Genomic DNA, 25,292 nt, shown 5'->3' on the forward strand with positions numbered 1-25,292 from the left:
GAAAACCAAGTCAAAAAGATATCGAGCGTGTTCAACTGGGATGCGCTATGATGCAAGCACAGTTTCAATTGATGGGATATTAAGAAGGAGAAAATCATGACACTTTTAGATGTAAAACACGTTCAAAAAATCTATAAAACACGTTTCCAAGGCAACCAAGTAGAAGCCCTTAAGGATATTCACTTTACCGTAGAGAAGGGTGACTACGTTGCCATCATGGGTGAGTCTGGTTCTGGAAAATCAACCCTGCTCAACATCCTAGCTATGCTGGATAAACCAACTCGCGGGCAGGTTTACCTCAACGGAACCGACACAGCCACTATTAAAAATTCACAAGCTTCGAGTTTCCGTCGTGAGAAGTTGGGATTTGTCTTCCAAGATTTTAACTTGCTAGATACCTTGTCTGTTAAGGACAATATATTGCTTCCGTTAGTGTTATCACGAAAACCTATCACAGAGATGATGAAGAAATTGGTAGTGACTGCTGAAAATTTGGGCATCAACCAATTGCAAGAGAAGTACCCTTACGAGATCTCTGGTGGTCAAAAACAGCGGGTAGCAGTAGCACGCGCCATCATCACTGAACCTGAAATTCTTCTTGCGGATGAGCCAACAGGAGCTCTTGACTCCAAGTCATCTGCAGCTCTTCTGGATGTTTTTGATGAAATCAATGAACGTGGCCAAACCATTCTCATGGTAACTCACTCAACGGCAGCAGCCAGCAGGGCCAAGCGCGTTCTCTTTATCAAGGACGGAATTCTTTACAATCAAATCTACCGTGGAGACAAGACAGAACGTCAGATGTTCCAGGAAATCTCTGATACCTTGACTGTCATGGCAAGTGAGGTGAATTAGTATGTTTCGATTGACCAATAAGTTAGCGGTTTCGAACTTAATCAAAAACCGCAAACTCTACTATCCCTTTGCTTTAGCAGTTCTCTTAGCTGTGACCATCACCTATCTCTTTTACTCACTGTCACTTAATCCTAACATTGGTAAGATTCGAGGGGGAGAAACTATCTCTATGACCCTTGCTCTCGGTATGGTAGTTGTTACCATCGCTTCTGGAATTATTGTACTTTATGCCAATAGTTTTGTCATGAAGAACCGCTCCAAGGAGCTGGGTGTATATGGTATGCTGGGGCTTGAAAAGCGCCATTTGATCAGTATGGTTTTTAAGGAGCTTCTTATTTTTGGTTCCTTAACCTTGACAGCTGGTCTCGGTCTAGGAGCTCTCTTTGATAAGCTAATCTTTGCCCTTCTTCTGAAGCTGATGAAAATGAAAGTGGAGCTCGTTTCGACTTTCCAACCAATTGTCTTCATCCTAGTTCTCATCGTCTTTGGAGCTATCTTCCTAGGTCTAATTTTTATCAATGCCTTTCGCATCGCACGCATGAATGCCCTTCAACTCTCTCGTGAAAAAGCCAGTGGTGAGAAAAAAGGACGTTTCTTAGGTCTTCAAACTATACTAGGTTTGATTAGTATGGGAGCTGGCTACTACCTAGCAGTAACAGTTGAAAATCCACTTTCTGCTGTTCTGATTTTCTTTGTAGCAGTCTTGTTGGTAATTTTGGGAACTTATCTTCTCTTCAATGCAGGAATCACAGTTTTCCTACAAATCTTGAAGAAAAACAAGCGTTACTATTACCAACCTAACAACATGATTTCCGTATCCAATCTCATTTTTCGTATGAAGAAAAATGCTGTTGGTCTAGCGACGATTGCTATTCTCTCAACCATGGTCTTGGTGACTATGTCTGCTGCAACGAGTATCTTTAAAGGCTCTGAAACTTTCAAGAAAGTCATGAATCCACATGATTTTGGAATTACAGGGCAGAATGTTGAAAAAGAAGACATAAATAAACTCCTAGACCAGTATGCTAGCGATAAAGGATTGACTGTCACAAAGAAAGAAGTTCTTACATACAGTAACTTTGGTGTGGCAAATCAAGAAGGTACGAAATTGACAATCTTTGAGAAAGGTCAAAATCGTGTTCAACCGAAAACTATTTTTATGGTCTTTGACCAAAAAGACTATGAGAATATGACAGGACAGAAACTTGGACTTTCAGGTAAGGAAGTTGGATTGTTTGCTCAAAACAAGGAACTTCAAGGGCAGAAAGAACTGACTCTGAATAACCAGACCTACACGATCAAAGAAGAAATCAAAAAAGATTTTATTCTTGAACATGTCCCAAATCAGTACAATATTCTAACTTCGGACTATAACTATTTGGTTGTTCCTGACTTACAAGCCTTTCTTGAACAGCATCCTAACTCTTCCATCTTTAATCAATACTATGGGGGAATGAATGTAACAGCTAATGAGGACGAGCAACTTAAAATTGCAGATAACTATTCAAAATTCGTTAACAACTTTAATAGAGAAATAAACAAAGAAGGAAGCTATGTTTACGGAAGCAATCTGGCTGATAGTAGTGCGCAGATGAGTGCTCTCTTTGGTGGAGTTTTCTTCATCGGTATCTTTCTCTCTATCATCTTTATGGTGGGAACAGTTCTTGTTATCTACTACAAACAAATCTCTGAAGGCTATGAAGATCGTGAACGCTTTATCATTTTGCAAAAAGTCGGTCTCGATCAAAAGCAAATCAAGCAAACTATCAACAAACAGGTGCTAACTGTATTCTTCCTTCCTTTGCTATTTGCCTTCCTACACCTTGCATTTGCCTATCATATGCTTAGCCTCATCCTAAAAGTCATTGGTGTGCTAGATGCGACCATGATGTTGACAGTCACTCTGTCCATCTGTGCTATATTCCTCATTGTCTATGTCTTAATCTTTATGATTACCTCAAGAAGCTATCGTAAGATTGTGCAAATGTAAAAAAGATACCTCGATGTTTATCGAGGTATTTCTTTTATCTTAAATGCTAAAGAGTTGTCCCAAGAGGAAGGTTACGCCCATGGTCAGAAGTCCGATACAGAGGTTGCGGATCATAGCTGTTTTCGTAGGAGCCTTGCCTAATTTAGCACTAGTATAGCCCGTAATAAGAAGGGAAAGGGCCACGATAATAACAGTAGCTGGAATCCGAAAGTCACTTGGAAAGACGATGATCGACAGCATGGGAGGAAGACTTCCCAGTACAAAGGCGATAAAGCTAGAGATAGCAGCATGCCAAGGGTTGGTAAACTCTTCATACTCGATTCCATACTTTTCTTCGACCAAGGCTTTGAGTGGATTTTTTAAAAAGGCCTTGTTGGTCAAGAGTTGGGCTGACGTTTCACACTCACCGTTTTGAAGGTAGGCAGCATAGAGGGATTGTTTTGCAGATTCGATATCCTTATCCAAGAGCAACTGTTCTCTAGCAACAGCGGCTTCTTCCGTGTCTTTCTGAGTGGATACAGAGACATATTCGCCACCGGCCATAGAGAAAGCACCAGCGAGGATAGCCGCTAAACCTGATAAAAAGATAATCCAGATATTGCTTGTCGCACTGGCAACGCCGATAACGACTCCAGCGATGGAAATAATTCCATCATTGGCGCCCAGAACACCTGCGCGTAGGATATTGAGTCGTCCTGCAAAGTTAGCATCAATTTCATGTTTTATTTCTGTCATAGTCATCTCCTTTCTCTCCATTATAGAGAAAAGGGTAGGGGAATACAAACTTTTTAAACTATCTGAAAAAAGTTTTACAATTCTAATTTTTAGGCCCTTTGAAGTTTCTCCGAAAAAGTAGTGCTTTCCTGCTGTACTGGAACTTTTTAAACTTATCTATGGTATAATAGAAGATAGATTTATCAATTGGAGTATGAAGGATTTTATGATTAAACTTGTAGCAACCGATATGGATGGAACCTTTCTAGATGGAGAGGGTCGGTTTGATATGGAACGCCTTAAAAACGTACTTGTTTCCTACAAGGAAAAGGGGATTTATTTTGCAGTGGCTTCAGGTCGCGGTATCTTGTCCCTGAAAAAGTTGTTTGCGGATGTGTGTGATGAAGTGATTTTTATAGCTGAAAATGGGAGCTATGTTGAGTTTCATGGTGAGGATATGTATGAGGCTACTATGTCTCGGGATTTTTACTTGAGCACTTTTGAAGCTTTAAAGAAATCACCCTATTTTGATGAAAGAAAAATGTTGCTGACGGGGAAAAAAGCTTGTTATGTATTGGATACAGTCGATGAGACCTATCTCAAGTTTAGCCGTCACTACAATGAAAACATTCAAAAAGTAACGCGTCTGGAAGCTATTAAGGATGAGATTTTTAAATTCACTACGAACTTCACAGAAGATACGATAGAAGCTGGAGAGGCCTGGGTCAACAAAAACGTTCCTGGTGTAAAAGCCATGACAACAGGTTTTGAATCCATCGATATTGTCTTGGACTACGTTGATAAGGGTGTGGCTATTGTTGAGCTGGCAAAAAAACTTGTTCTAACCATGGATCAGGTCATGGCTTTTGGCGACAATCTCAATGACCTTCACATGATGCAGGTTGTGGGACACCCAGTCGCTCCTGAAAATGCGCGACCAGAGATTTTAGAATTAGCAGAAACAGTGATTGGCCACCATAAGGACCAGTCAGTGATGACTTATATGGAGGGCTTGTAATGGCAGATATTAAATTGATTGCATTGGACTTGGATGGTACCTTGCTGACAACGGATAAAAAGCTAACAGAACGTACCAAGGAGGTCCTCAAAGCTGCGCGTGATCGTGGCATCAAGGTCGTTCTGACAACAGGTCGTCCTTTGAAGGCTATGGATTTCTTTCTCCATGAGCTAGGGACTGATGGTCTGGAGGACGAGTACACCATCACCTTTAATGGTGGTCTGGTACAGAAAAATACAGGAGAGATTCTCGATAAAACCGTCTTTTCAATCGACGATGTGGCACGATTGTACGAGGAAACTGAAAAACTAGGATTACCGTTAGATGCCATTTCAGAAGGAACAGTCTATCAAATCCAGTCGGACCAAGAAAGTCTCTATGCTAAGTTCAACCCAGCCCTGACTTTCGTACCTGTCGCTTTTGAAGATCTATCTAGTCAGATGACATATAATAAATGTGTGACTGCCTTTGCCCAAGAACCTTTGGATGCAGCCATTCAGAAGATTTCACCAGAATTATTTGACCAATATGAAATCTTTAAATCACGTGAAATGTTGCTAGAGTGGTCACCAAAGAATGTTCATAAAGCAACAGGTTTAGCGAAATTAATTAAACACTTAGGAATCAATCAAAGTCAAGTCATGGCTTGTGGGGACGAGGCCAATGACCTTTCCATGATTGAATGGGCAGGTCTGGGAGTTGCCATGCAAAATGCAGTTCCTGCGGTTAAGGCAGTTGCCAATGTGATTACCCCAATGACCAACGACGAGGAAGCCGTTGCTTGGGCTATCGAAGAATACGTGTTAAAGGAGAATTAGAATATGGGATTATTTGATCGTTTATTCGGGAAAAAAGAAGAGCCGAAAATCGAAGATATTGTAAAAGAAGCTCTGGAAAATATTGATTTGTCAGAAGAGGTTGAAGAAAATCAAACGGCTCTCGAAGAAACAAGTCAGGAAGGGACAGGAAGTGACAAAGTGGAAGCAACTCTTGCTCAAGAAGAACTTCCTCAGGTCTTGACAGAAGAAGTGATTGAACCAGAAGCAGTCGAGGAAATGGCTCAAGAAAAAGTTGAGTTAGAATCTAATGAGACAGAGCAAGGCCAAGAGCTTGAAGAATTTTTCGAAGAAGAGAGCCAAGAATCTCTAGAAACTGGAGAAGAGCTAGGGGATGAAGACGTAGAAGAAGAACTTCCTCAGGTTGAAGAAACCGTGCAGGAAAAATATGACCGCAGTCTAAAGAAAACCCGTACGGGATTCGGAGCTCGTTTGAATGCCTTCTTTGCCAACTTCCGTTCTGTCGATGAAGAATTCTTCGAAGAATTGGAAGAACTGCTCATCTTGAGCGACGTCGGTGTGCAAGTCGCTTCGAACCTAACAGAAGAACTACGTTATGAAGCCAAACTCGAAAATGCTAAGAAGCCTGATGCGCTCCGTCGTGTCATTATCGAGAAATTGGTCGAGCTCTACGAAAAGGATGGCAACTACGATGAACAAATCCATTTCCAAGATGGTTTGACAGTCATGCTCTTTGTCGGAGTCAATGGTGTTGGGAAAACAACTTCTATCGGGAAATTAGCTCATCGCTACAAACAAGCTGGCAAGAAAGTCATGTTGGTTGCGGCAGATACCTTCCGTGCGGGTGCTGTGGCCCAGCTAGCTGAATGGGGTCGACGTGTGGATGTTCCGGTTGTGACGGGAGCTGAAAAGGCTGATCCAGCAAGCGTGGTCTTTGATGGGATGCAACGTGCTGTAGCTGAAGGGATTGATATCCTTATGATTGATACAGCAGGGCGTCTGCAAAACAAGGATAACCTCATGGCCGAGTTGGAAAAGATTGGTCGCATTATCAAACGTGTCGTTCCTGAAGCACCTCATGAAACCTTCCTGGCACTCGATGCTTCAACTGGACAGAATGCCTTAGTACAAGCTAAGGAATTTTCTAAGATAACACCATTGACTGGAATTGTTTTGACAAAAATTGACGGAACTGCCCGAGGTGGTGTTGTACTAGCTATCCGTGAAGAACTCAATATCCCAGTGAAATTGATTGGTTTTGGTGAAAAAATCGATGATATAGGGGAATTTAACTCAGAAAACTTTATGAAGGGTCTCTTAGAAGGCTTGATTTAATACAAAATAAATATCCTGCAAGTCAATCTTGCAGGATATTTTTGCTATTCTAAACGGCCATCTTCACGATAGGCGATATCTGGTTGCCAGGTCCATTTAGCTCCATACTTCTCAAGTAATTCAAAGCTAGCTTGTGGCCCCATGCTTCCAGCTTTATAATCGTAGAGTGGAGCTCCGTTTTCTGCCCAGAGCTCTTCGATACGGTCAATCAATTTCCAAGAAGCACTTACCTCATCCCAGTGGCTAAAATTGGTTGAGTTGTTGTTCAAAACATCGTAGATTAATTTCTCGTATGGGTCTGGTGAGGCTCCAGTAGCAGTAGCATCTGTACGGTAATCCAGAGAGCTTGGAACTAGGTTAAATTCTTCACCGACTTGCTTCCCATTTAGGCTGAGAGAGAATCCTTCAGTTGGTTGGATATAGATGGTCAAGATATTTGGCGCTAATGGTTCTCCAAAGATAGAGTCCATTTGTTTAAAGACGATATTGACATGAGTCCCTTTTTCAGTCAGACGTTTCCCTGTTCGGAAGAAGAAAGGAACACCACGGAAACGATCGCTGTCTACAAAGAAGGCACCAGATGCAAAGGTTTCTGTTGTAGATTCAGGATCGACATTTGGCTCGCTACGATAGGAAATGTATTTCATGCCATCGATTTTACCAGAGCGATACTGACCACGAATAAACTGTTCTTTCAATTCTTCCTCAGTTGGATGATAGAGGTTTTTAAAGACCTTTATCTTTTCAGCACGAATCTCATCCTTTGTAAAGCTAGCTGGTTTATCCATGGCTAGAAGAGAGAGGAGTTGAAGAGTATGGTTTTGCACCATATCACGAAGGGCACCAGATTGATCATAGTAGCCACCGCGTTCTTCAACACCCAAGCGCTCTGCAAAGGTAATCTGAACATTATCGATGTGTTCGCGATTCCAAACATTCTCAAAGATCATGTTGGCAAAACGAACAGCAAAGATACTCTGAATCATCTCTTTACCTAGGTAATGGTCGATACGGTAGATTTGCTCCTCATCAAAGGCCGCAAGGAGATCTTCATTGAGTATGCTAGCTGTTTCGTAGTCTGTACCAAATGGTTTCTCAACGATCAAGCGCTCAAAACCTTTGCCATCAACAATGTTTTCAGATTTGAGGTGCTTGGCAATGGTTCCAAAGAACTGAGGCGCCATAGACAAGAAGAAGAGCTTATTGTGTTCAGCTTGGTATTTTTCATTCAGCTCAGCTTGTAATTGGCGCAAAGCAATGTAATGTTCAGTATCATTCACATCATGGCTTTGATAGTAGAAGTGGCTGGCAAATTCTTGGGCTTGCTCGGTACTATCTGCCAAATCAAGGATGGACTCTACAACTACAGATTCAAAATATTCCTTACTCCAAGGTCTACGAGCTGTTCCGATAACAGCAAAATGCTCAGAGAGATTGCCTGATTTATAGAGTCTGAAAAGGGAAGGGTAGAGTTTGCGTTTGGCTAAATCTCCACTCGCACCGAAAATTGTAACAATAACCTTTGATGACATCTAGCTACCTAATTTCTATATTTTTTCCTAGTTGGACTAGGGATGAGATTTCCTCATTATCATAGTTTTTATTTTATCATAATTTTCAAAAAAAACAAAAAATCCAATACGCAATTAAAAAACTGTAAGGAGAACCTTACAGTTTTGTTTTATACATTTAAGACCTTGTCCAAGAACTCTTTTAGACGAGGGTGTTGCGGGTTATCGAAGATTTGATCTGGAGTTCCATCTTCTAAAAATTCACCATCAGCCGTAAAGATAACACGGTTAGCCACCTGACGAGCAAATCCCATCTCATGGGTTACGATGATCATGGTCATGCCTTGTTCCGCCAATTCCTTCATAACATTCAGTACATCTCCAACCATTTCAGGGTCCAGAGCGGAAGTTGGCTCATCAAAGAGCATGATATCAGGATTCATGGCAAGTCCACGAGCGATAGCTACACGCTGTTTTTGACCACCTGATAGGCTATCTGGGTTAGCATTAGCTTTGTCTGCAAGACCGACTTTCTCCAGCAACTCCATCCCCAATTTCTCAGCTTCTTCTTTGGTCATTCGTTTGTGTTCAATAGGTGCAAAAGTGATATTTTCTAGGACTGACATGTGAGGGAAGAGGTTGAAATGTTGGAAGACCATTCCCACGTTTTCACGAACATGGTCGACATTGGTTGATTTTTCAGTCAGATCATAACCATTTACTGTGATGTGGCCACTCGTTACCTCCTCAAGAAGGTTAAGGCTACGGAGGAATGTGGATTTACCAGAACCGGAAGGACCGATGATACAGACAACATCTCCTTCATAGAACTTAGTAGTAATGCCTTTTAAAACTTCGTTTTTTCCATAATACTTATGCAAATCATTTACATCAATTTTTAGTTTTGCCATTAACGAATCCTCTTTTCTAAGCGTTTCGCTAGTCTAGTCAAAAGCGTGATAATTACAAGATAGAAGATAGCAAGGATTGCATACATCTTGAAACTTTGGTAGTTACGGGCGATGATGATCTTACCAGTTTGGAAAAGTTCCACCAAACCGATAGCAGACACGATGGTTGTATCTTTGAGAGCGATAACGAATTGGTTGACAAAGTTTGGCAACATCAATTTAGTTGCTTGTGGCAAGATAATCTTACGCATGGTTTTTCCGTAAGAGATACCAAGACTGCGGCTGGCCTCCATTTGGCCAACTGGAACAGCTTGGATCCCACCACGAACAATTTCAGCGATATAAGCAGCTGCATTGAGTGAGAGGGCGATAGTACCAGCTACAAAGTCATTGATTGGACTTTGTTGGCCTGTAATGGACTCGATGAAGTTTGGAATACCCCAGAAGATGAAGGCTGCAAGAATCATCAATGGGATACCACGGATAACGTCAACGAAAATCTCAGAGATCAGACGAAGTGATTTGTATGGGCTAACGCTAAACATACCAAAGATAATCCCGATGACAATGGCAATTGCAAATGAGATAAGAGCTAGAGCAAGAGTGATTCCAAGTCCACTAAGGAGTTGTTTGTAGTTGTTTTGAAGCAAGCCCCAGATAGTAGTTTCGTCAACTGTACTTGTAGAGTCAGTTGAAGTTTCGCTAGCTAGATACTTGTCAAGAATCTTTTGGAATTCACCGTTAGCTTTGAGGTTCGCAAGTCCATTATTGAACATCTGGATCAATTCTGGATTTGTTCCTTTTTTAACCGCAAAGGCTGTTTCACCGATTGGAGTTCCAGCGATTGGCGTTTTCAATTTTTGCCCTTGGCTGATAGAATATTTGAGAACTGGCTCATCATCCATCACGGCATCAATAGATCCAGTATTCAGACTGTCATACATAGAAGCGCCATCTGCGAAAGTTTTAATCTTATAGCCGTATTTGCTTTGATTTTCAGTAAGGAACGTTTGAGAAGCAGTTCCGTTTTTAACACCGACAGTTTTATCCTTGAGGTCTTCATAAGAAGCAATTGTGCTTGATTCTTTCACACCGAGAATCGTATTTGCTGTGTAGTATGATTCTGAGAAGTCGAAGGTTTCCTTACGAGCATCTGTTACAGACATACCAGCAATGATACCATCTGCTTGTCCAGCTTGAACAGCACTAATGGCTGCATCAAATCCTGGATTGGTAATCTCAATTTCAAAACCTTGATCTTTGGCAATGGCCTTGATAAGATCCATATCAATACCGGTGTATTGATTGCTTGAATTTTGAAAGACGAATGGGGCGAAAGATGAGTCGCTGGCAATAATATACTTGCTTTTCACAGGAGTAGCTTTTTGTCCAGCAGCAGTAGTTATTGTTGGGCTTGCCGTAGTTTTAGAAGCCGTCCACTTTTGGATGATTTGCTCCAAGCTACCATCCTTCTTCATTTGTGCTAGGGCTTCGTTAAACTCGGTAACCAAGTGTTCATACTTGCTCCCTTTCTTGACACCAAAAGCAAAGCTTCCAACAGCCTCGCCATCCATATTGATGCTGAGATCTTGTCCTTGGTTAATCGCATACTCAATAACAGGTTTATCATCCATGATGGCGTTCACAGCACCAGCACTTAGACTGTTATTCATCAAATCACCTGTATCAAAGGTTTTGATAGAGAAACCGTATTTATCTTTGATACTTTCGAGGAAACGTTGAGTGGCAGTTCCGTTCTTAACTCCAACTGTTTTCCCGCTAAGTTCCTCATATTTGGTGATTTTATTTGCCTTTGTGGTAGCAATGACAACTTTTGTATCATAATAGGTATCAGACATGGTAAAGACATTTTCGCGTTCTTTTGTTTTTGTCATACCTGCCATAATAGCATCTGCTTGACCTGACTGCACTGCATTTACAGCTGCGTCAAAGCCGGGATAAGACATTTGGATGTTCCATCCTTTGATTTCTGCGACTTTATTGATAATATCAACATCAATCCCTTTATAGGTTTGATCTGAATCTTTAAACTCAAAAGGTGCGTAAGCTGTATCAGACACAATCTTAACAGTATCAGCTTTTGCCATACCTAGTGAGAAAATGGGAAATAAAATGAGCAAACATGCTAGTATTTTTTTCTTCATTTTTAGTCTCCTTTTCCGAATATTTTCCCATTATATCAGAAAATGAATGAAAAGGCAAATTTTATGGATTTTATGTAAGGAAATGTAACATGAAATACTCACTCTTATCAACCTAGAGTAGAGTCTGAAAAGTAAATTTATGGTAAAATAGAAGGATAGAAAAATGCAGATGAGGCAATCATGATTAATAGAATTACAGATAATAAATTTAAACTAGTATCAAAATACCAACCTTCAGGAGATCAACCCCAAGCGATTGAGCAGTTGGTTGACAATATCGAAGGTGGAGAGAAGGCCCAAATTTTGATGGGGGCGACGGGTACAGGGAAGACCTATACCATGAGTCAGGTCATTTCCAAAGTTAATAAACCAACTTTGGTCATTGCCCATAACAAAACGCTAGCTGGGCAGCTCTATGGAGAGTTCAAGGAATTTTTCCCTGAAAATGCAGTCGAGTACTTCGTATCCTACTATGATTATTATCAACCAGAGGCCTATGTCCCTTCGAGCGATACCTATATTGAGAAGGATAGCTCGGTCAATGATGAGATTGACAAGCTTCGACACTCAGCGACTTCAGCTCTTCTGGAGCGTAACGATGTCATCGTCGTAGCTTCTGTCTCTTGTATCTATGGTTTGGGTTCGCCCAAGGAATATTCTGATAGTGTTGTTAGTCTTCGTCCAGGTCTGGAGATTTCTCGTGATAAACTCTTGAATGACTTGGTTGATATTCAGTTTGAACGCAATGATATTGATTTCCAACGGGGAAGATTTCGCGTTCGCGGGGATGTGGTGGAGATTTTCCCAGCTTCTCGTGATGAACACGCTTTTCGAGTAGAGTTTTTCGGTGATGAGATTGACCGTATCCGTGAGGTTGAGGCTTTGACAGGTCAGGTATTGGGTGAAGTGGATCATTTGGCGATTTTCCCTGCCACTCACTTTGTGACCAATGACGACCACATGGAAGTTGCGATTGTGAAAATTCAGGCAGAGTTGGAGGAGCAGTTGGCTGTCTTTGAAAAGGAAGGCAAACTGCTAGAAGCTCAGCGTTTGAAACAGCGGACAGAGTACGATATCGAAATGCTGCGTGAGATGGGTTATACCAACGGTGTCGAAAACTACTCCCGCCACATGGATGGTCGTAGCGAAGGAGAGCCTCCTTATACGCTTCTTGACTTCTTCCCAGATGATTTCTTGATTATGATTGATGAAAGTCACATGACTATGGGGCAAATAAAGGGCATGTACAATGGAGACCGTTCTCGTAAGGAAATGTTGGTCAATTATGGTTTCCGTTTGCCGTCTGCCTTAGATAATCGTCCTCTCCGTCGGGAGGAGTTTGAGAGTCATGTGCATCAGATTGTATACGTTTCAGCGACACCAGGTGACTATGAAAATGAACAGACCGAGACAGTGATCGAGCAAATCATTCGTCCAACAGGGCTCTTGGATCCTGAAGTGGAAGTCCGTCCAACTATGGGACAGATTGATGACCTCCTAGGTGAAATCAATGCCCGTGTTGAAAAGAATGAACGAACCTTTATCACAACCTTGACCAAGAAGATGGCAGAAGACTTGACCGACTACTTCAAAGAAATGGGCATCAAGGTCAAGTATATGCACTCGGATATCAAAACCTTGGAGCGGACGGAGATTATCCGTGACCTACGTTTGGGTGTTTTTGATGTTTTGGTCGGAATCAATCTGCTCCGCGAAGGGATTGACGTTCCTGAGGTAAGCTTGGTTGCTATTCTAGATGCTGACAAGGAAGGTTTCCTTCGTAACGAACGTGGATTGATTCAGACCATTGGACGTGCTGCTCGCAATAGCGAAGGGCATGTCATCATGTATGCAGACACGGTGACCCAGTCTATGCAACGTGCTATTGATGAAACGGCTCGTCGTCGGAAAATCCAGATGTCTTATAATGAAGAGCATGGTATCGTACCTCAGACAATCAAGAAAGAAATCCGTGACCTGATTGCTGTAACTAAGGCAGTTGCTAAGGAAGAGGACAAGGAAGTCGATATCAATAGCCTCAACAAACAAGAACGTAAGGAACTCGTCAAGAAACTCGAAAAACAAATGCAAGAAGCCGTCGAAGTGCTTGACTTTGAACTGGCTGCTCAGATCCGCGATATGATGCTGGAAGTGAAGGCGTTAAACTGAAAAAATTATAAAGAAATAGAAATATATAGAAAGACATAATATGACAGCAAAAAAAACTAAACACATAGGCATTGAATGTTGTAGAATTTTCGCTATGTTGATGATTTGCAACTTACATGTTTTGGGTATGGGAGGAATTTTGGAGAAAGTTGATAGTCAAAAAGATCTTTACTATATTTTTGCCAATTTTTTAGAAGCTTTCTCATATTCAGCTGTAAATATTTATATTTTAATCAGTGGGTATGTCGGTCTTTATTCACAATTTAGTTATAAAAAAATATTTAGTTTTTGGGTACAGATTATTTTCTATACTATTTCAATTACTTTTGTATTTGCTATTTTTTCAAAAACATCTGTTAACTTAAGTGATTGGTTTTCAGCTTTAACTCCAATAAGTCATGGACAGTATTGGTATATGAGTTGCTATTTTGGTTTAGTCTTAATAGCACCATTTTTGAATCAAGCAGTGTTGACATTGAAAAAAGAACAATTGCTTCCAATTGTTAGTGGAGCATTTATATACTTTTCTGTCATACCTACAGTATTTAAACAAGATATTCTGGGCTTGTGGGGTGGATATAGTGTATTATGGATGATTCTTTTGTACACTATAGGAGCAATAATTAGAAAATCAAATTACGAAAGTCGTTTTCAAATACGTAATGTTAGTGGATTCATTTTATTTCTAACTAGTTTAACTTTTATATTGTGCTGGCTTGGTTTTGAACAGTGGAGAAGTTATATTTCTCCTACGGTTACACTGCAAGGAATAGCAATATTTTTACTCTTCTTGAATATTAAAGATATTCCCTTAACTTTTAAGAGAATAGTTCTTTTAATATCTCCACTAACTTTGGGGGTTTATCTGTTTCATGTACATCCTCTTATTTTTAGAAGAATTATACCAACCATCCATACTTTAGTTGAAGAACAAGAATTTCCCATTTTTGTCATTATGATTCTAGTTATGACACTGGCCCTGTTCTTTTCTGGCGCTATGATTGAGTATTTTAGAAATAAATTAATGGCGTATATTCTTACTTTAATAAAGAGTGTTAAAAATCTTAAACAGACTTAAAACTTTATTGTCTTATTAAAATAGGAGCAAGAGGCATTAAAATATACACTTCACTGAGAACTTAAGGTTTACTGAACTTATCCGTGACTTAATTGCCGTGACTAAATCAGTAGCTAAGGAAGAGGACAAGGAAGTCGATATCAATAGCCTCAACAAACAAGAACGCAAAGAACTCGTCAAAAAACTCGAAAAACAAATACAAGAAGCCGTCGAAGTGCTTGATTTCGAGTTGGCTGCTCAGATACGCGATATGATGTTGGAAGTCAAGGCGTTGGATTAGATAGGAGAGAATGAATGAAAATTTTAGTCATCAATGGACATCCTGACAAGGAAAGTTTCTGTCAAGAAATTTTTCGAACGATTGTAGAAAATATTGACTCAAATCATCATGAGCTTGAATCTATTAACCTAAATGAGATAGATTTTGATCCTGTATTACGTTATGGTTATCGAAAACGTATGGAAGAGGACTCTTTCATACTTCGCTCTCAGGAATTAATCCAGTGGGCAGATCATTTCATTTTTGTTTATCCAATTTGGTGGAGTAGTATGCCTAGCTTATTGAAGGGTTGGATTGATCGTGTTTTCACGCCAGGAATTGCGTACTCTGCCAATAATCAAGGAAGTTTTATTTGGAATTACTTAAGAGGTCAGCAGTTTAAAAAGTTACTAAAAGGAAAATCAGCCAGTATTTACGCAACATCCATGGCACCAACATGGTGGTACAAAGCATTCTCAGGTCCTATCAGTATCCCAGACAGTTATGGAATATCAGTATTAAAGAATGCTGTCCTAAATCACTGCGGTATTAAAACAAAGAAAGTTTCAATTTTGGGTGAGTTAGGGCGTGAGGTGAATACAAGTTCAACAAGAGAAAAGTATCTACAAAAAGTAGCTGAGGAAGTCAAGGCGTTGGATTAGGAAATAGTATGGTTTATTTAAGAAAACTAATAGAAGAAGATCTGTTGTCTTTGTGGGAAATTGCTTATTCACAATCTGATCCAATTTGGAAGCAGTATGATGCTCCCTATTATGACGATTATCAGCATTTTCCTAATTTTCAAGAATTTAAACTACAAAAATCAGAATCCGCTCTAAACAACTCAAATCGCCTTGGTATTTTTGTTGATGATAAACTAGTTGGGACTGTTTCGCGCTACTGGGTATGTAAACAAACAAGATGGATGGAATTGGGAATTTGTATTTATGACAAGAAATTTTGGAACTCTGGAATTGGAAAAGCTGCTATGCTACAGTGGATAGATCAGACATTTCAGGATTACTTGGAGTTGGAGCATCTTGGTTTGACAACTTGGTCAGGAAATTTTGGTATGATGAAATTGGCTGAAAAATTAAGAATGAAAAAAGAAGCTCATATTCCAAAAGTTCGTTATTACCAAGGCAAATATTTTGATAGTATTAAATATGGTGTTTTGAGAGAAGAATGGGGTAAAATAAATGAACCTAACTATCAAACAAATGGAAACTCCTGAGGAGATAGAAGGGAAATCCCGAGTTCATTGGCAGACATGGCGTGAGGCTTATGACGATCTTTTGCCTGCAGAATTTCAGGAGACAATGACATTAGAAAGATGTCGATTCTTTAGTCAAAAATATCCAGAAAATACATTGATTGCCATAGATGATATGAAAGTAGTTGGTTTTATCAGTTATGGAAACTTTCGTGATGAGACTATTCAAGCTGGCGAAATCATTGCCTTATATGTTTTAAAAGACTATTATGGAAAAGGTATTGCTCAGAAGTTAATGAAGGAAGCTCTGACGACTCTTGAACAGTTCTCTGAAATATTTTTATGGGTATTAAATGAGAATAAGCGAGCGATTGCTTTCTATCAAAAAATGGGTTTTACTTTTGATGGGCAAGAAAAAATACTTGACCTTGGAAAACCTATCACTGAAATTAGAATGGTACGTAAGAAATCATCAAAATCTGAGAGTCAAATACTGGTAGAATTGTGATTTTGTTTTCAGATGACTCAATGAACAAACAATCATGTTTTAGAATATATTTTTTATGGAAAGAAGTTATTATGAAATTGAAAGAGAAGAATTATAAAAAATCATCAGGCTTAGATTCTGTTCGTTTTTGGTTACAAGGGCATCGATTTATCAAATTTATGCTTGATATTGTCTTTTACATCATCTTGTTCCTAGTTATAGAATTTACAACATCACAAAACAAAAGCATTCCAGCTGATTTTCGGTATAGAGAGCTCTTATTTCCCTTGCAATTGAATCTTTTTATCTTGGGGAATAGGTTCTATGCTCTCTTTTTGTCAGTGAAAACTAAAAAAGAAAGGACCCTTAAAAGATTTTGTGAACCCTTTATTTATATCAATATCCTTAGCTTCATTTTTCAACTGATTGGCGTGAGAAAAAGAGGAAGAGTCGTTCTCTCACCTTTGTTTTCACTGGAGTCATCCTATATCTGGTTCCCTATTGTCGTCTACCTTCTAGTCTTGATGTTAACTTTGGCAATCTTCTTTCTCTCTAAAGGTTCAAAAAAGGAGTAGATGAAAATGAAGATGAGTAGACAAATGAAGTACAAGACAAAAGAAAAGTCTTCTTGGACTAAGAGGTTTTCTCTTTGGTTAGAAAGGCATCGAAAGATTGGTCAACTCTTGGATACGAGTGTGTTATTTGGATCTATGTTTGTATCATTTCTCGCCGTCTCTTTCATTAGTTCTCCATTCCCAAACTTAAATTATCTTTCCCCCTTAAGCTTCAATCTTATCCTTCTGATCGTATCAACTTATATCCTTGTCCTTCGTTTTAGTAGTGATAAACTTCAGAAATGGCGTTACTTTTCATGGATATTTATCGGTTTCAATGGTTCTCTTTTTCCTTTTCATCTCTTGGTAGGTCTGAACTGGCTAGGACGTCGCAAGTCAACGAATTCCCCTCCCCTAATTTCTATGGATCCAGCCTATGTCTGGTTTCCTATTGTAAGTTATCTCTTTTTCTTTTTCTTGGGGCTGGGCATTCTGCTTTTGATTATACGGATAGAAAAACGAAGAAGGAGACGTAAATGGAACGAAAGATTAAGAGACAAAAGAAGGTCAAACAACAGAACAGAAAAATGAGAAAAATCCATAAAAAGTATTCTTTGATAGCTCAGGTCCAATTGTGGCTGGAAAGACATTCAAAGCTTGCTTCTTTTATGGATGGTGGTATAATATTATTTTCTATTTTTGGTATCATGTATGTGTTGTTCGGGACGTCACTTATCCCGAAACCATATCAAGAACTATCCTATGTCTTGCCAATTATTATGAATTTTGTCTTTTTGGTGCACACACTCTATCAAGGTATTTTTAGAGATGGTTTTAGCAATAAGGCTTCAGTAAACGGATTTTTAAAAACTTTTCTATTCATAAACGGACCTATTTTTCTTCTCCACTTACTTGTTGGGGTGAAAGGGAGAAATGTTAAAAAAATTCCTTCCCTATTATCTGTCGATTATCGGTACATCTGGCTTCCAATTGCTACCTATCTAATCTTTTTCATCATTCCAGCGATATTGATGGTGATTTTGAAATATAATGATAAAAAGAGGAAAAATTATGACAAAAGAAAATCTAACTAAGTTAATTTCGTTTAAGACACTTTATTTGGCTTTGCTGACCTTTGTGGTTCTTCATTTGGTGTTGCTGGTTTTTGGACTATCTTTTACGCCGATTTTGTGGAATAGTTGGTTTTTCATTCTTTGTTTGACCTTCCTAATCCATCCTTGGAGAATCTTTTATAGAACAAGAGATGCTAAATGGTATCACCTTATTTTTCAAATATTTAGTGGATTGGTGACATTTTACCTTTGGTTTGCAGCATTCTTTGTTTTATCAGTTATCTCGGATCCAGCCGTCCCTATCAATATAGACTATCGCATAGAAGATAAGGAAATCATCATTGCTAGAGGTTTTTTGGCCCGTACTACTTATGACCATCATGAATTGATCAATCCCTTTATCATGAAGTCAGAAGTAAAATATCGAGATGAATAATAACAAATAGAAAGTGAGTGAATCCATGTCACGTTCCCAAAAAACAATCCTAACAAACATCTGCCTTGTCGAAGATAAGGCGCGAGGTAAAGTCCTAATGCAATATCGCTCTCCTGAAAACAATCGCTGGTCTGGCTATGCCTTTCCAGGAGGTCATGTTGAGAACGGCGAGGCCTTTGCCGAGTCTGTCATTCGTGAGATTTATGAAGAAACAGGTCTAACCATTCAGAATCCACAACTAGTCGGCATTAAAAACTGGCCCTTAGATACAGGTGGGCGCTACATCGTTGTTTGCTATAAAGCGACAGAGTTTACTGGAAATCTCCAATCTTCAGAAGAAGGAGAAGTATCTTGGGTGCAAAAAGACCAGATTCCAAACTTGGATCTGGCCTATGATATGTTGCCTTTGATGGAAATGATGGAAGCACCTGACAAGTCTGAGTTCTTCTATCGCCACCGCACAGAGGACGGCTGGGAGAAAGAAATTTTCTAGTCTTTTACTAAATAACCTAACTGATCCAAGGCCTCCTCGATATAGTGGAGGTCTTGTTGCGTTTCGGCTTCAACAAGGTGGTAATGAATGCCATCTGTCAATTCAGAAAGGGGTCTAAAGTCTGAATTCTCGACTTGTTCCAGAAAGTGCTGGACATCTCGGCGGCAGGTGAGTTTGAGTAGGGTTTCAATTTCGCCATAAACGGGATGATCGATTAAGATATTTTGAACGCGTCCGCCATTATCTACAATAGCTAGAAGTTCCTGACCGATTTCTTCCAGTTCATGTTTCACTTTAAAGAGTTTGTGCACGTAGGGGCTGGCATCATTTTCTTTGTAGATATAGCCACGATTGGTGGATAGGATAGGAGCTCCATCTGCTCGGAGAATAGCGATGTCCTGTACAATGACTTGGCGCGTAACATGAAAGTGTTCAGCCAAGGTTTGACCATTGAGAGCTTTTGGCGCCTCTTTTAACAGTTTGAGAAGAGCTTGTTTGCGATCCTTTGTCATAGTTTTTCCTTTTAGCGACGTTTTCGAAGCACTTTATAGACAGCTAGTGCTAATGTATAGTCTACCATACTATGGATGATTGTGCCAAAACCAACTAGGACAAAGAGAACATAAAACATATTTTCAACATTTGTCCCTGAAGTAGCATAAAAGATGATACAAGCTATTACTTCAGCGATAGCATGAACAACACCCAAAACAAAGTTAAAAATCCAAGATGCCTTTGGTTTATCCAAGGTTTCAGGGAATTTCTTTAAGTACAAAGCCCCCAAAGTACCAAAAACGATGTGAGAAAAGGCGCGTAGGACAATAACCATAGGGTAGCCTGCCATCAGGAAACCGAGACTAGAAGCAATAATCACAAAAGCAGCCATCAAAGGCGAAAGAAACATGGCGATAAAGATGGGGATATGACTTCCCAAGGTGTAAGAAGCCGGTGGGATAACGATTTTAAAAGGCATAATGATTGGAATCAAAATCGCTATTGCAGTGAGTAGGGCAGTCATAGTCATAAACTGCGTTTTTTTCCGTATATCCATAAGAACCTCCATTTATCTGTATATACACAAGTATAGTACAATAAATCACCAATCAAGTCAAGAAGTATTATTGATTTTTCAGGAAAATTTGGTTAAAATGTGGTAAAGAATAATAGGAACTGAGGAGAAATTGTGATGATACTTTTTGTTTACCTAGTCGTGGTAATCGTGATGATGTCAAAACAGAAAAGTGAAGGGAAAGTAGTCTCAGGTTGGACTCGTTTCCTAGTTTATAGTTTATTGGTCCTTTCGCTACTCTCTCTATTAGCAAGTGGCCTGGCTGTTTCACTTTTTAGCCTTCCTTTATTAGGTTTTCTTTTGATGGCAGCAATACTCGAAATTGCTTATTTCGTCAGATTGGTGATTGCATTTGGTTTGGTTTTTCTATCACTAACCCTATACTTGGATAGCCAGAAAAGCCAGCAACCTACCCCTCTTTCGTATCAGCTCCTGCGCTTTGGCTTTCATATTCTATTGATGTTTCTTATGTTTTAAATGCTAAACTCCACCTTCAGGATGAAAGTGGAGTTGATTTTTTATTTCTTCAAGGTTTGTAAACGTGGGACAATTGCTACTGTTAGAACAGCAGAAATGACAAGCTCGGCAATTGAGTTTGTAGAAATAACGGTTGCTAGGAGTTTTTGGATATTGCCGTCGAAGACATTTCCAAAAAGGAAGAAGATTCCCCCAAGGACAAAGACGGTGTTGGTAAGGGAACCAAGGGCACCAGCTAGGATTAGCCCAGTTTTATTTTTCATCAGTTTATATACCAAGTAAGGTGTCAGACCGATCAAAATGCGAGGGACAATAGCAATAATCGCAGAATAGATGTTTCCGTTCGGTACGAATGGTGAGAAGAGGTAGCTGGTTGGAAGGATGGTAATCGTGTTTACCGTTAAGCTTAGCAGTCCCATCAAGAAACCAAGTGTAACACCAACTCGTGGGCCGTAAATGATACTAGCAATGATTACTGGAATATGAACGATAGTTGGTTTAATTGGAAATGGGAAAAGATTAAATAGGAGAGAGCTCAAAAAGTGGATAACGAGCATAACTGCAAAAAAGATAGCAATTGGGGCAATGTTAGAGCGTTTGTTCATCGAGGGTTTCCTTTATTCTTTCTAATATAGTATTCAGGTCAGCTAGGGCGCCTTTGCCGTGATCGCCACAGGCTAGTAGAGATTCCTTTGGAGAGATAATCTGATAACCATAGGTCTCTAATGTTTTTAGATTAGCCTGGGTTGCCGGATGGTCATACATTTTTGTATTCATGGCTGGCGCTAAGAGTTTAGGGATGTGACTTGGTAGGGCAAGCGCTGTGCTTGTCACCATGTTATCCGCAAAACCGTGCGCAAGTTTGGCAATGGTATTAGCAGTAGCAGGGACAACGATAAAAAGATCAGTTCTTTTACCTAGTTCGATATGATTGACTTGATCAGGATAGGGTTCCTTCATGACATCAAGGTGAACTGGATTCTGTGAGAGTACCTGTAGTGTCAAAGGCTGGATAAACTCTCTCGCTGCCTCGGTCATTAAGACAGTGACATGATGGCCTTGTTTTTTCAAAGAACTGACCAGGTCAGCTGATTTATAGGAGGCAATGGAACCTGTCACTGCAATGAGAATATTTGCCATGGCTTTCCTTTCTATGAATGATAGGTTTGAATTTTTTCAAGGAGGAGTTCTGCAATTTCCTCTTTGGTTTGAACAGTTTGAAGATGATCATTCTCAACAAAGATTGCGCGATGCTGATCTGCTGAAATTTGAGTCAGGTCATTTGCAATGATCAAGTCTGCTTGGTTCTTGATAAGACTCTGTCTAGCAACTTCAATAAGATGATCCTCAGTAACATCAACCAACAGTTTGAAACCAATCAGATGGATAGAAGGATTCCAGTCTTTGACTAGAGAGATGATTTTTGGAGTCTTTTTAAGGAACAAAACCTGAACTTCATCAGTTGAAGAAATCTTAGTCTGATGATTCTGCTTGCTTAAAAATTCTTCTAAATTAGAGCTAGCCTGAACTTCCTCAAGTCCCGTCATATAAACAGGAGTGTAGTCAGACACAGCCATTGAGTGGATTAAGACCTGATATTCCTTAACAAGTTTTTGCATCACAATTAGAAGGTCGTTGGTATTATCAATTTCTCGAATGCTTAGGTTGGGATGAGCTTCTGGCTTTAAAGCTCGTTTTGTCGTTATCAAACAAACTTCATGCCCCGCAGCAAGCAAGGTTTCTGTGATGATTTTCCCCAAGCGACCTGTAGAATGGTTAGTAATAGAGCGGACACTATCAATAGCTTCACTGGTACCGCCCGATGTGACTAAAATTTTCATAGCACTATTGTACACAAAAATAAACAGTAAGTAAAATGAAAGCATTTAAAAGAAAAATATATTATCATTGACATTCATAGTAATAAATAAGATAATGAATCTAAGTAAATTAAAAGGGATATTATTATGGATTTTTTTAAATTTGCAGACAATATTGCAAAAGAAGCTGGTAAAGTATTGAACGATGTCGGTTCTGCTACTAGCGAAGCCTTAAATGAAGCGAGTAAATTTACTGGAGAAGTTATTACTGAATCTGTAAAAACTATAGGTGAAGTATCAAGCCAAGTTGGTAATGTTGTCTCAGATGTCTCAGTGAAAGCTGTTGGAGTTGCCGAAGATGTAGCACATCAGATAACAAATGTGACTTCTGAAACATTTAACGAAGCTGGGAAAATAGCGAATAATACAAAAGAACAAATTGAATCGGTAGACCTTTTTAATTCTAAACTAAGACAAGAAGCTGTTGATGGATATAATGAAGCTATTAGTTGTTATAATGAGGAAGCTGATAGCTTGGCTAATAAATCAATAGAGCTTTATCAGGTTAGGGATAAAGCTATCAAAGTTGTAAAAATTGTTGAAGAAAGAATTAACAAACTAGCAAATAAACCAAAAGAGTTTGAAACAAAATTAGAAGCAATTGATGTTGAAATTCAGAATTTTGAAGATAAGCAAATTGCTATTTCACAGTCAATTAAGGAAGCTGAATTAGCAAGTGGTAGCACAGCGGCTACGGCTTCACTTAGCGCATTAGGAGTAACAGTTGCAACTTTAGGGCCTACTGCCGCTATGGGTGTTGCAACTACATTTGGTGTTGCATCAACAGGTACTGCAATTTCAAGTTTGACAGGTGCTGCAGCAAATAGCGCCGCTCTGGCTTGGTTAGGTGGTGGAAGTGTAGCAGCTGGTGGCGGTGGAGTGGCAGCCGGTAATGCATTTTTAGCATTGGCTGGTCCTGTCGGTTGGGGAATTGCAGGCGCTATGTTGACCGCTTCTGTTGGCGCTGGTGTAGTAGCTAATAGGAAAAATGAAGAAGTTGCAAAAGAGGCTATAGAGGAACAGAAAAAGGTAGAATTGTTGGCTAGACAACTTAAAGAAAAAGTAGTAGAAGTTACGGAATTAATAGAACTAACTGAAAAACAAACAGAAGGAATTTATTTAGCCAATTTATCTTTAACTGGAATGGACTATAGCTTATTTACTGATGACGAAAAATATCAAGCAGGTGCTTTAGTGAATTCAACTCTATCATTGACTGCTATGGTAAATAAGGAAATTAGAATAAATGAGTAACCAGATTTTTAATCAAGCTTTTAACCAAGGTATTGGTGCATATGTCAATTGTTTAAATAACTTGAGAATTCAAGATTTACATAATGCTATGAAAATCATAGAGGATGAAGCACGCAGAGTCATATTAAACAAGGAGAATGCCTCAAGGATTTTAAACTATACGAGAGACAATATTGAAGACGTTATTCTAAAGAAGCGTGGAGGAGATTATGGTGGTCACGGCTTTATCGCTGAATTTGCAGAAGCAGGGATTGTAAATGCGAGGAGAGCTATTGAAGGATTAAATCCTATTGTAAAAGTATTGAATGATAATGGACCTGCAGATTTATTAATTGCTAGAAATACTATTCAAATGAAGTTTTATAATAATTTACGTGATGAACTAGCTCAATCGTTTCATTACAGTTCAAAAATGAAAATGATGTTTCCAAAAGATCACGTTCAAGTATTTGAAAAAATAATGGCTGGAGCAAAAGAAGTTGAATTTAATGGTAAGAGATTATCCATTAAACAAATTACGGATATACGCCAAATGATTAATGATATCACTGAAAGCAAGGGACTTACTTCATACAAATCTTGGATGAAATCCTCTGCTCTAGATTATAAAGACGCTCAAAAGAATTCAATTAACTCTCTATTGGATTCTGAACAGAAAAATATTTATAAAACAGTCAAACTGAAACAACAAGAATTAAATAAAAAAAGATTAGTGGCCCAAAAACATGCATTACCAAATTTAAAAGAAGCTAACAAGGTTGCAAGAAACGCAGCTTTTTTACAAGGTGGTTTAGCATTAATGTCGACTGTGTATGGAAAATACAAAGAAGGAAAAAGTATCTTTGAATTCGAACAATCAGATTGGTTAGATTGTGGATTGGACACAGCTGAAGGAGTTGTAAAGGGGGCAATATCTGGTTATTCCATTTACGGATTAACAAATATTTTGGGTATTAGCGCTCCAAATGCCAGTGCTTTAGTTATGGCTACTTATGGGATGATAGATGTTGTTTTGAGATTCAGATCTTCTGAAATAACTCAAGATGAATTTATGAATCTCTTGACATTAAATGTAATAGATTCTTCCTTTGCTACAATTGGTGCTTGTGTTGGTCAGATCATGATTCCAATACCTGTTCTAGGTTCTGTAGTAGGTTCAATATCCTCTTCAATAATTTGGGAGATAGGTAAGGGAATATTAAATGAAAGAGAACAAAAAATAATTCAAGATTACAGGGAAAATCTGAATAGTTACATAAAAACTTTAGACGAAAATTATCTTGTCATTTACAACGAAATCATAGAAAAGTATAAAAAATTGGGTGAAATACAAGCATATTCGTTTGATTTGTCAATAAATACTAAACTTAGGTTTGAGTACTCTATTGAGATGGCAGAAAGTTTAGAAATTGAAGATAATAAAATTCTCCACGATTTGTCTGAAATTGATAATTATTTTCTAGACTAGATTATTTTCAGATTCTTTATAGTCTAAAACTATAAAAGCATATAAAATTTTAAAAATCGCTATTATATCCCTTGAAATATTGATAT

The 25,292-nt window shown here is 39.0% G+C and carries 25 protein-coding genes and 1 pseudogene; 17 read left to right on the forward strand and 9 right to left on the reverse strand.

Features of this window, described 5'->3' with window-relative positions; translation table 11 throughout:
- The first annotated feature begins 96 nt into the window (after nt 1–96).
- Both CO686_RS04035 and CO686_RS04040 read left to right on the forward strand, forming a co-directional pair.
- A complete protein-coding gene (locus CO686_RS04035; RefSeq protein ID WP_000173369.1) occupies nt 97–855 on the forward strand; it encodes an ABC transporter ATP-binding protein in 759 nt (252 codons plus the stop codon).
- 1 nt (nt 856) lies between these two features.
- A complete protein-coding gene (locus tag CO686_RS04040; protein ID WP_096753545.1) occupies nt 857–2,845 on the forward strand; it encodes an FtsX-like permease family protein in 1,989 nt (662 codons plus the stop codon).
- A 39-nt stretch (nt 2,846–2,884) separates the two neighbouring features.
- On the opposite strand, the gene CO686_RS04045 is transcribed toward CO686_RS04040, so the two are convergent.
- Nucleotides 2,885–3,580 carry a VIT1/CCC1 transporter family protein gene (locus tag CO686_RS04045; RefSeq protein ID WP_000136035.1) on the reverse strand — a complete coding sequence of 232 codons (696 nt, stop codon included), beginning with the start codon at nt 3,578–3,580 and terminating at the stop codon, nt 2,885–2,887.
- A 205-nt stretch (nt 3,581–3,785) separates the two neighbouring features.
- On the opposite strand from CO686_RS04045, the gene CO686_RS04050 reads away from it, so the two are divergent.
- Genes CO686_RS04050 through ftsY form a run of 3 tightly spaced genes read left to right on the forward strand, consistent with a single transcriptional unit; the run spans nt 3,786 to nt 6,709 of the window.
- Entirely contained in the window at nt 3,786–4,577 is a 792-nt protein-coding gene (locus CO686_RS04050) for a Cof-type HAD-IIB family hydrolase (protein ID WP_002880674.1), read from the forward strand.
- On the forward strand, nt 4,577–5,395 hold the full coding sequence (locus CO686_RS04055; RefSeq protein WP_000763430.1) for a Cof-type HAD-IIB family hydrolase: 819 nt from the start codon (nt 4,577–4,579) through the stop codon (nt 5,393–5,395). The genes CO686_RS04050 and CO686_RS04055 overlap by 1 nt, the downstream gene beginning before the upstream one ends.
- A gap of 3 nt (nt 5,396–5,398) precedes the next feature.
- Nucleotides 5,399–6,709: a signal recognition particle-docking protein FtsY gene (gene ftsY / locus CO686_RS04060; protein ID WP_000522275.1), complete on the forward strand. Its 1,311-nt coding sequence runs from the start codon at nt 5,399–5,401 to the stop codon at nt 6,707–6,709.
- 44 nt (nt 6,710–6,753) lie between these two features.
- Here the strand turns inward: ftsY and zwf are convergent, their stop codons facing one another.
- The 3 genes from zwf to CO686_RS04075 form a co-directional block, all read right to left on the reverse strand.
- Nucleotides 6,754–8,241, reverse strand: a complete 1,488-nt coding sequence (zwf, locus tag CO686_RS04065; protein WP_096753546.1) for a glucose-6-phosphate dehydrogenase — start codon at nt 8,239–8,241, stop codon at nt 6,754–6,756.
- A gap of 149 nt (nt 8,242–8,390) precedes the next feature.
- Entirely contained in the window at nt 8,391–9,131 is a 741-nt protein-coding gene (locus CO686_RS04070; RefSeq protein WP_001096337.1) for an amino acid ABC transporter ATP-binding protein, read from the reverse strand.
- Nucleotides 9,131–11,296, reverse strand: coding sequence for an ABC transporter substrate-binding protein/permease (locus tag CO686_RS04075; protein ID WP_096753547.1), 2,166 nt, complete (start codon nt 11,294–11,296; stop codon nt 9,131–9,133). The genes CO686_RS04070 and CO686_RS04075 overlap by 1 nt, the downstream gene beginning before the upstream one ends.
- A gap of 180 nt (nt 11,297–11,476) precedes the next feature.
- Between CO686_RS04075 and uvrB the strand changes: the two genes are divergently transcribed.
- The 9 genes and pseudogenes from uvrB to CO686_RS04130 all read left to right on the forward strand — a co-directional run bounded on the left by uvrB (nt 11,477) and on the right by CO686_RS04130 (nt 19,058).
- Nucleotides 11,477–13,465 carry an excinuclease ABC subunit UvrB gene (gene uvrB, locus CO686_RS04080; RefSeq protein WP_000610417.1) on the forward strand — a complete coding sequence of 663 codons (1,989 nt, stop codon included), beginning with the start codon at nt 11,477–11,479 and terminating at the stop codon, nt 13,463–13,465.
- Nucleotides 13,466–13,505: 40 nt separating this feature from the next.
- The gene (locus CO686_RS04085; RefSeq protein WP_000125532.1) at nt 13,506–14,543 is read left to right on the forward strand and encodes an acyltransferase; all 1,038 of its coding nucleotides are present in this window, start codon (nt 13,506–13,508) and stop codon (nt 14,541–14,543) included.
- Nucleotides 14,544–14,622: 79 nt separating this feature from the next.
- A pseudogene (locus tag CO686_RS04090) lies at nt 14,623–14,823 on the forward strand (UvrB/UvrC motif-containing protein); the annotation flags it as partial.
- A gap of 14 nt (nt 14,824–14,837) precedes the next feature.
- Nucleotides 14,838–15,464, forward strand: coding sequence for an NAD(P)H-dependent oxidoreductase (locus tag CO686_RS04095; protein WP_049549944.1), 627 nt, complete (start codon nt 14,838–14,840; stop codon nt 15,462–15,464).
- Between the two features lie 8 nt (nt 15,465–15,472).
- A complete protein-coding gene (locus CO686_RS04100) occupies nt 15,473–16,036 on the forward strand; it encodes a GNAT family N-acetyltransferase (RefSeq protein ID WP_049549943.1) in 564 nt (187 codons plus the stop codon).
- Nucleotides 16,002–16,523, forward strand: coding sequence for a GNAT family N-acetyltransferase (locus CO686_RS04105; RefSeq protein WP_049549942.1), 522 nt, complete (start codon nt 16,002–16,004; stop codon nt 16,521–16,523). The genes CO686_RS04100 and CO686_RS04105 overlap by 35 nt, the downstream gene beginning before the upstream one ends.
- Nucleotides 16,524–17,592: 1,069 nt before the next feature.
- Nucleotides 17,593–18,150 (forward strand): hypothetical protein, encoded by a 558-nt coding sequence (locus CO686_RS04120; RefSeq protein ID WP_049549940.1) that lies wholly within the window; start codon nt 17,593–17,595, stop codon nt 18,148–18,150.
- Complete coding sequence (locus CO686_RS04125; RefSeq protein WP_049549939.1) at nt 18,128–18,565, forward strand: hypothetical protein; 438 nt, start codon at nt 18,128–18,130, stop codon at nt 18,563–18,565. The genes CO686_RS04120 and CO686_RS04125 overlap by 23 nt, the downstream gene beginning before the upstream one ends.
- A 25-nt stretch (nt 18,566–18,590) precedes the next feature.
- Nucleotides 18,591–19,058: an 8-oxo-dGTP diphosphatase gene (locus tag CO686_RS04130; protein ID WP_049549938.1), complete on the forward strand. Its 468-nt coding sequence runs from the start codon at nt 18,591–18,593 to the stop codon at nt 19,056–19,058.
- On the opposite strand, the gene CO686_RS04135 is transcribed toward CO686_RS04130, so the two are convergent.
- Together CO686_RS04135 and CO686_RS04140 are read right to left on the reverse strand one after the other, a co-directional pair.
- Entirely contained in the window at nt 19,055–19,570 is a 516-nt protein-coding gene (locus CO686_RS04135) for a transcription repressor NadR (protein WP_000159158.1), read from the reverse strand. The two genes, CO686_RS04130 and CO686_RS04135, sit on opposite strands and share 4 nt — an antisense overlap.
- A gap of 11 nt (nt 19,571–19,581) precedes the next feature.
- Nucleotides 19,582–20,109, reverse strand: coding sequence for an ECF transporter S component (locus CO686_RS04140; RefSeq protein ID WP_000354640.1), 528 nt, complete (start codon nt 20,107–20,109; stop codon nt 19,582–19,584).
- A gap of 135 nt (nt 20,110–20,244) precedes the next feature.
- Here CO686_RS04140 and CO686_RS04145 point away from each other — a divergent pair, with 135 nt between their 5' ends.
- Nucleotides 20,245–20,604 carry a hypothetical protein gene (locus CO686_RS04145; protein WP_096753548.1) on the forward strand — a complete coding sequence of 120 codons (360 nt, stop codon included), beginning with the start codon at nt 20,245–20,247 and terminating at the stop codon, nt 20,602–20,604.
- Between the two features lie 41 nt (nt 20,605–20,645).
- On the opposite strand, the gene CO686_RS04150 is transcribed toward CO686_RS04145, so the two are convergent.
- Genes CO686_RS04150 through coaB form a run of 3 tightly spaced genes read right to left on the reverse strand, consistent with a single transcriptional unit; the run spans nt 20,646 to nt 22,445 of the window.
- Nucleotides 20,646–21,209, reverse strand: a complete 564-nt coding sequence (locus tag CO686_RS04150) for an ECF transporter S component (RefSeq protein WP_001042720.1) — start codon at nt 21,207–21,209, stop codon at nt 20,646–20,648.
- The gene (gene coaC, locus CO686_RS04155) at nt 21,193–21,744 is read right to left on the reverse strand and encodes a phosphopantothenoylcysteine decarboxylase (RefSeq protein ID WP_009730209.1); all 552 of its coding nucleotides are present in this window, start codon (nt 21,742–21,744) and stop codon (nt 21,193–21,195) included. The genes CO686_RS04150 and coaC overlap by 17 nt, the downstream gene beginning before the upstream one ends.
- Before the next feature lie 11 nt (nt 21,745–21,755).
- Nucleotides 21,756–22,445, reverse strand: a complete 690-nt coding sequence (gene coaB / locus CO686_RS04160) for a phosphopantothenate--cysteine ligase (RefSeq protein ID WP_049549946.1) — start codon at nt 22,443–22,445, stop codon at nt 21,756–21,758.
- Nucleotides 22,446–22,571: 126 nt separating this feature from the next.
- Here coaB and CO686_RS04165 point away from each other — a divergent pair, with 126 nt between their 5' ends.
- Together CO686_RS04165 and CO686_RS04170 are read left to right on the forward strand one after the other, a co-directional pair.
- Nucleotides 22,572–23,738: a hypothetical protein gene (locus CO686_RS04165; protein WP_080979112.1), complete on the forward strand. Its 1,167-nt coding sequence runs from the start codon at nt 22,572–22,574 to the stop codon at nt 23,736–23,738.
- Entirely contained in the window at nt 23,731–25,206 is a 1,476-nt protein-coding gene (locus tag CO686_RS04170) for a hypothetical protein (protein WP_049549935.1), read from the forward strand. Before CO686_RS04165 ends, CO686_RS04170 begins: the two co-directional genes overlap by 8 nt.
- The last annotated feature ends 86 nt before the right edge of the window (nt 25,207–25,292 follow it).

It is taken from the genome of Streptococcus oralis (assembly GCF_002386345.1).
Classification (GTDB): domain Bacteria; phylum Bacillota; class Bacilli; order Lactobacillales; family Streptococcaceae; genus Streptococcus; species Streptococcus oralis_S.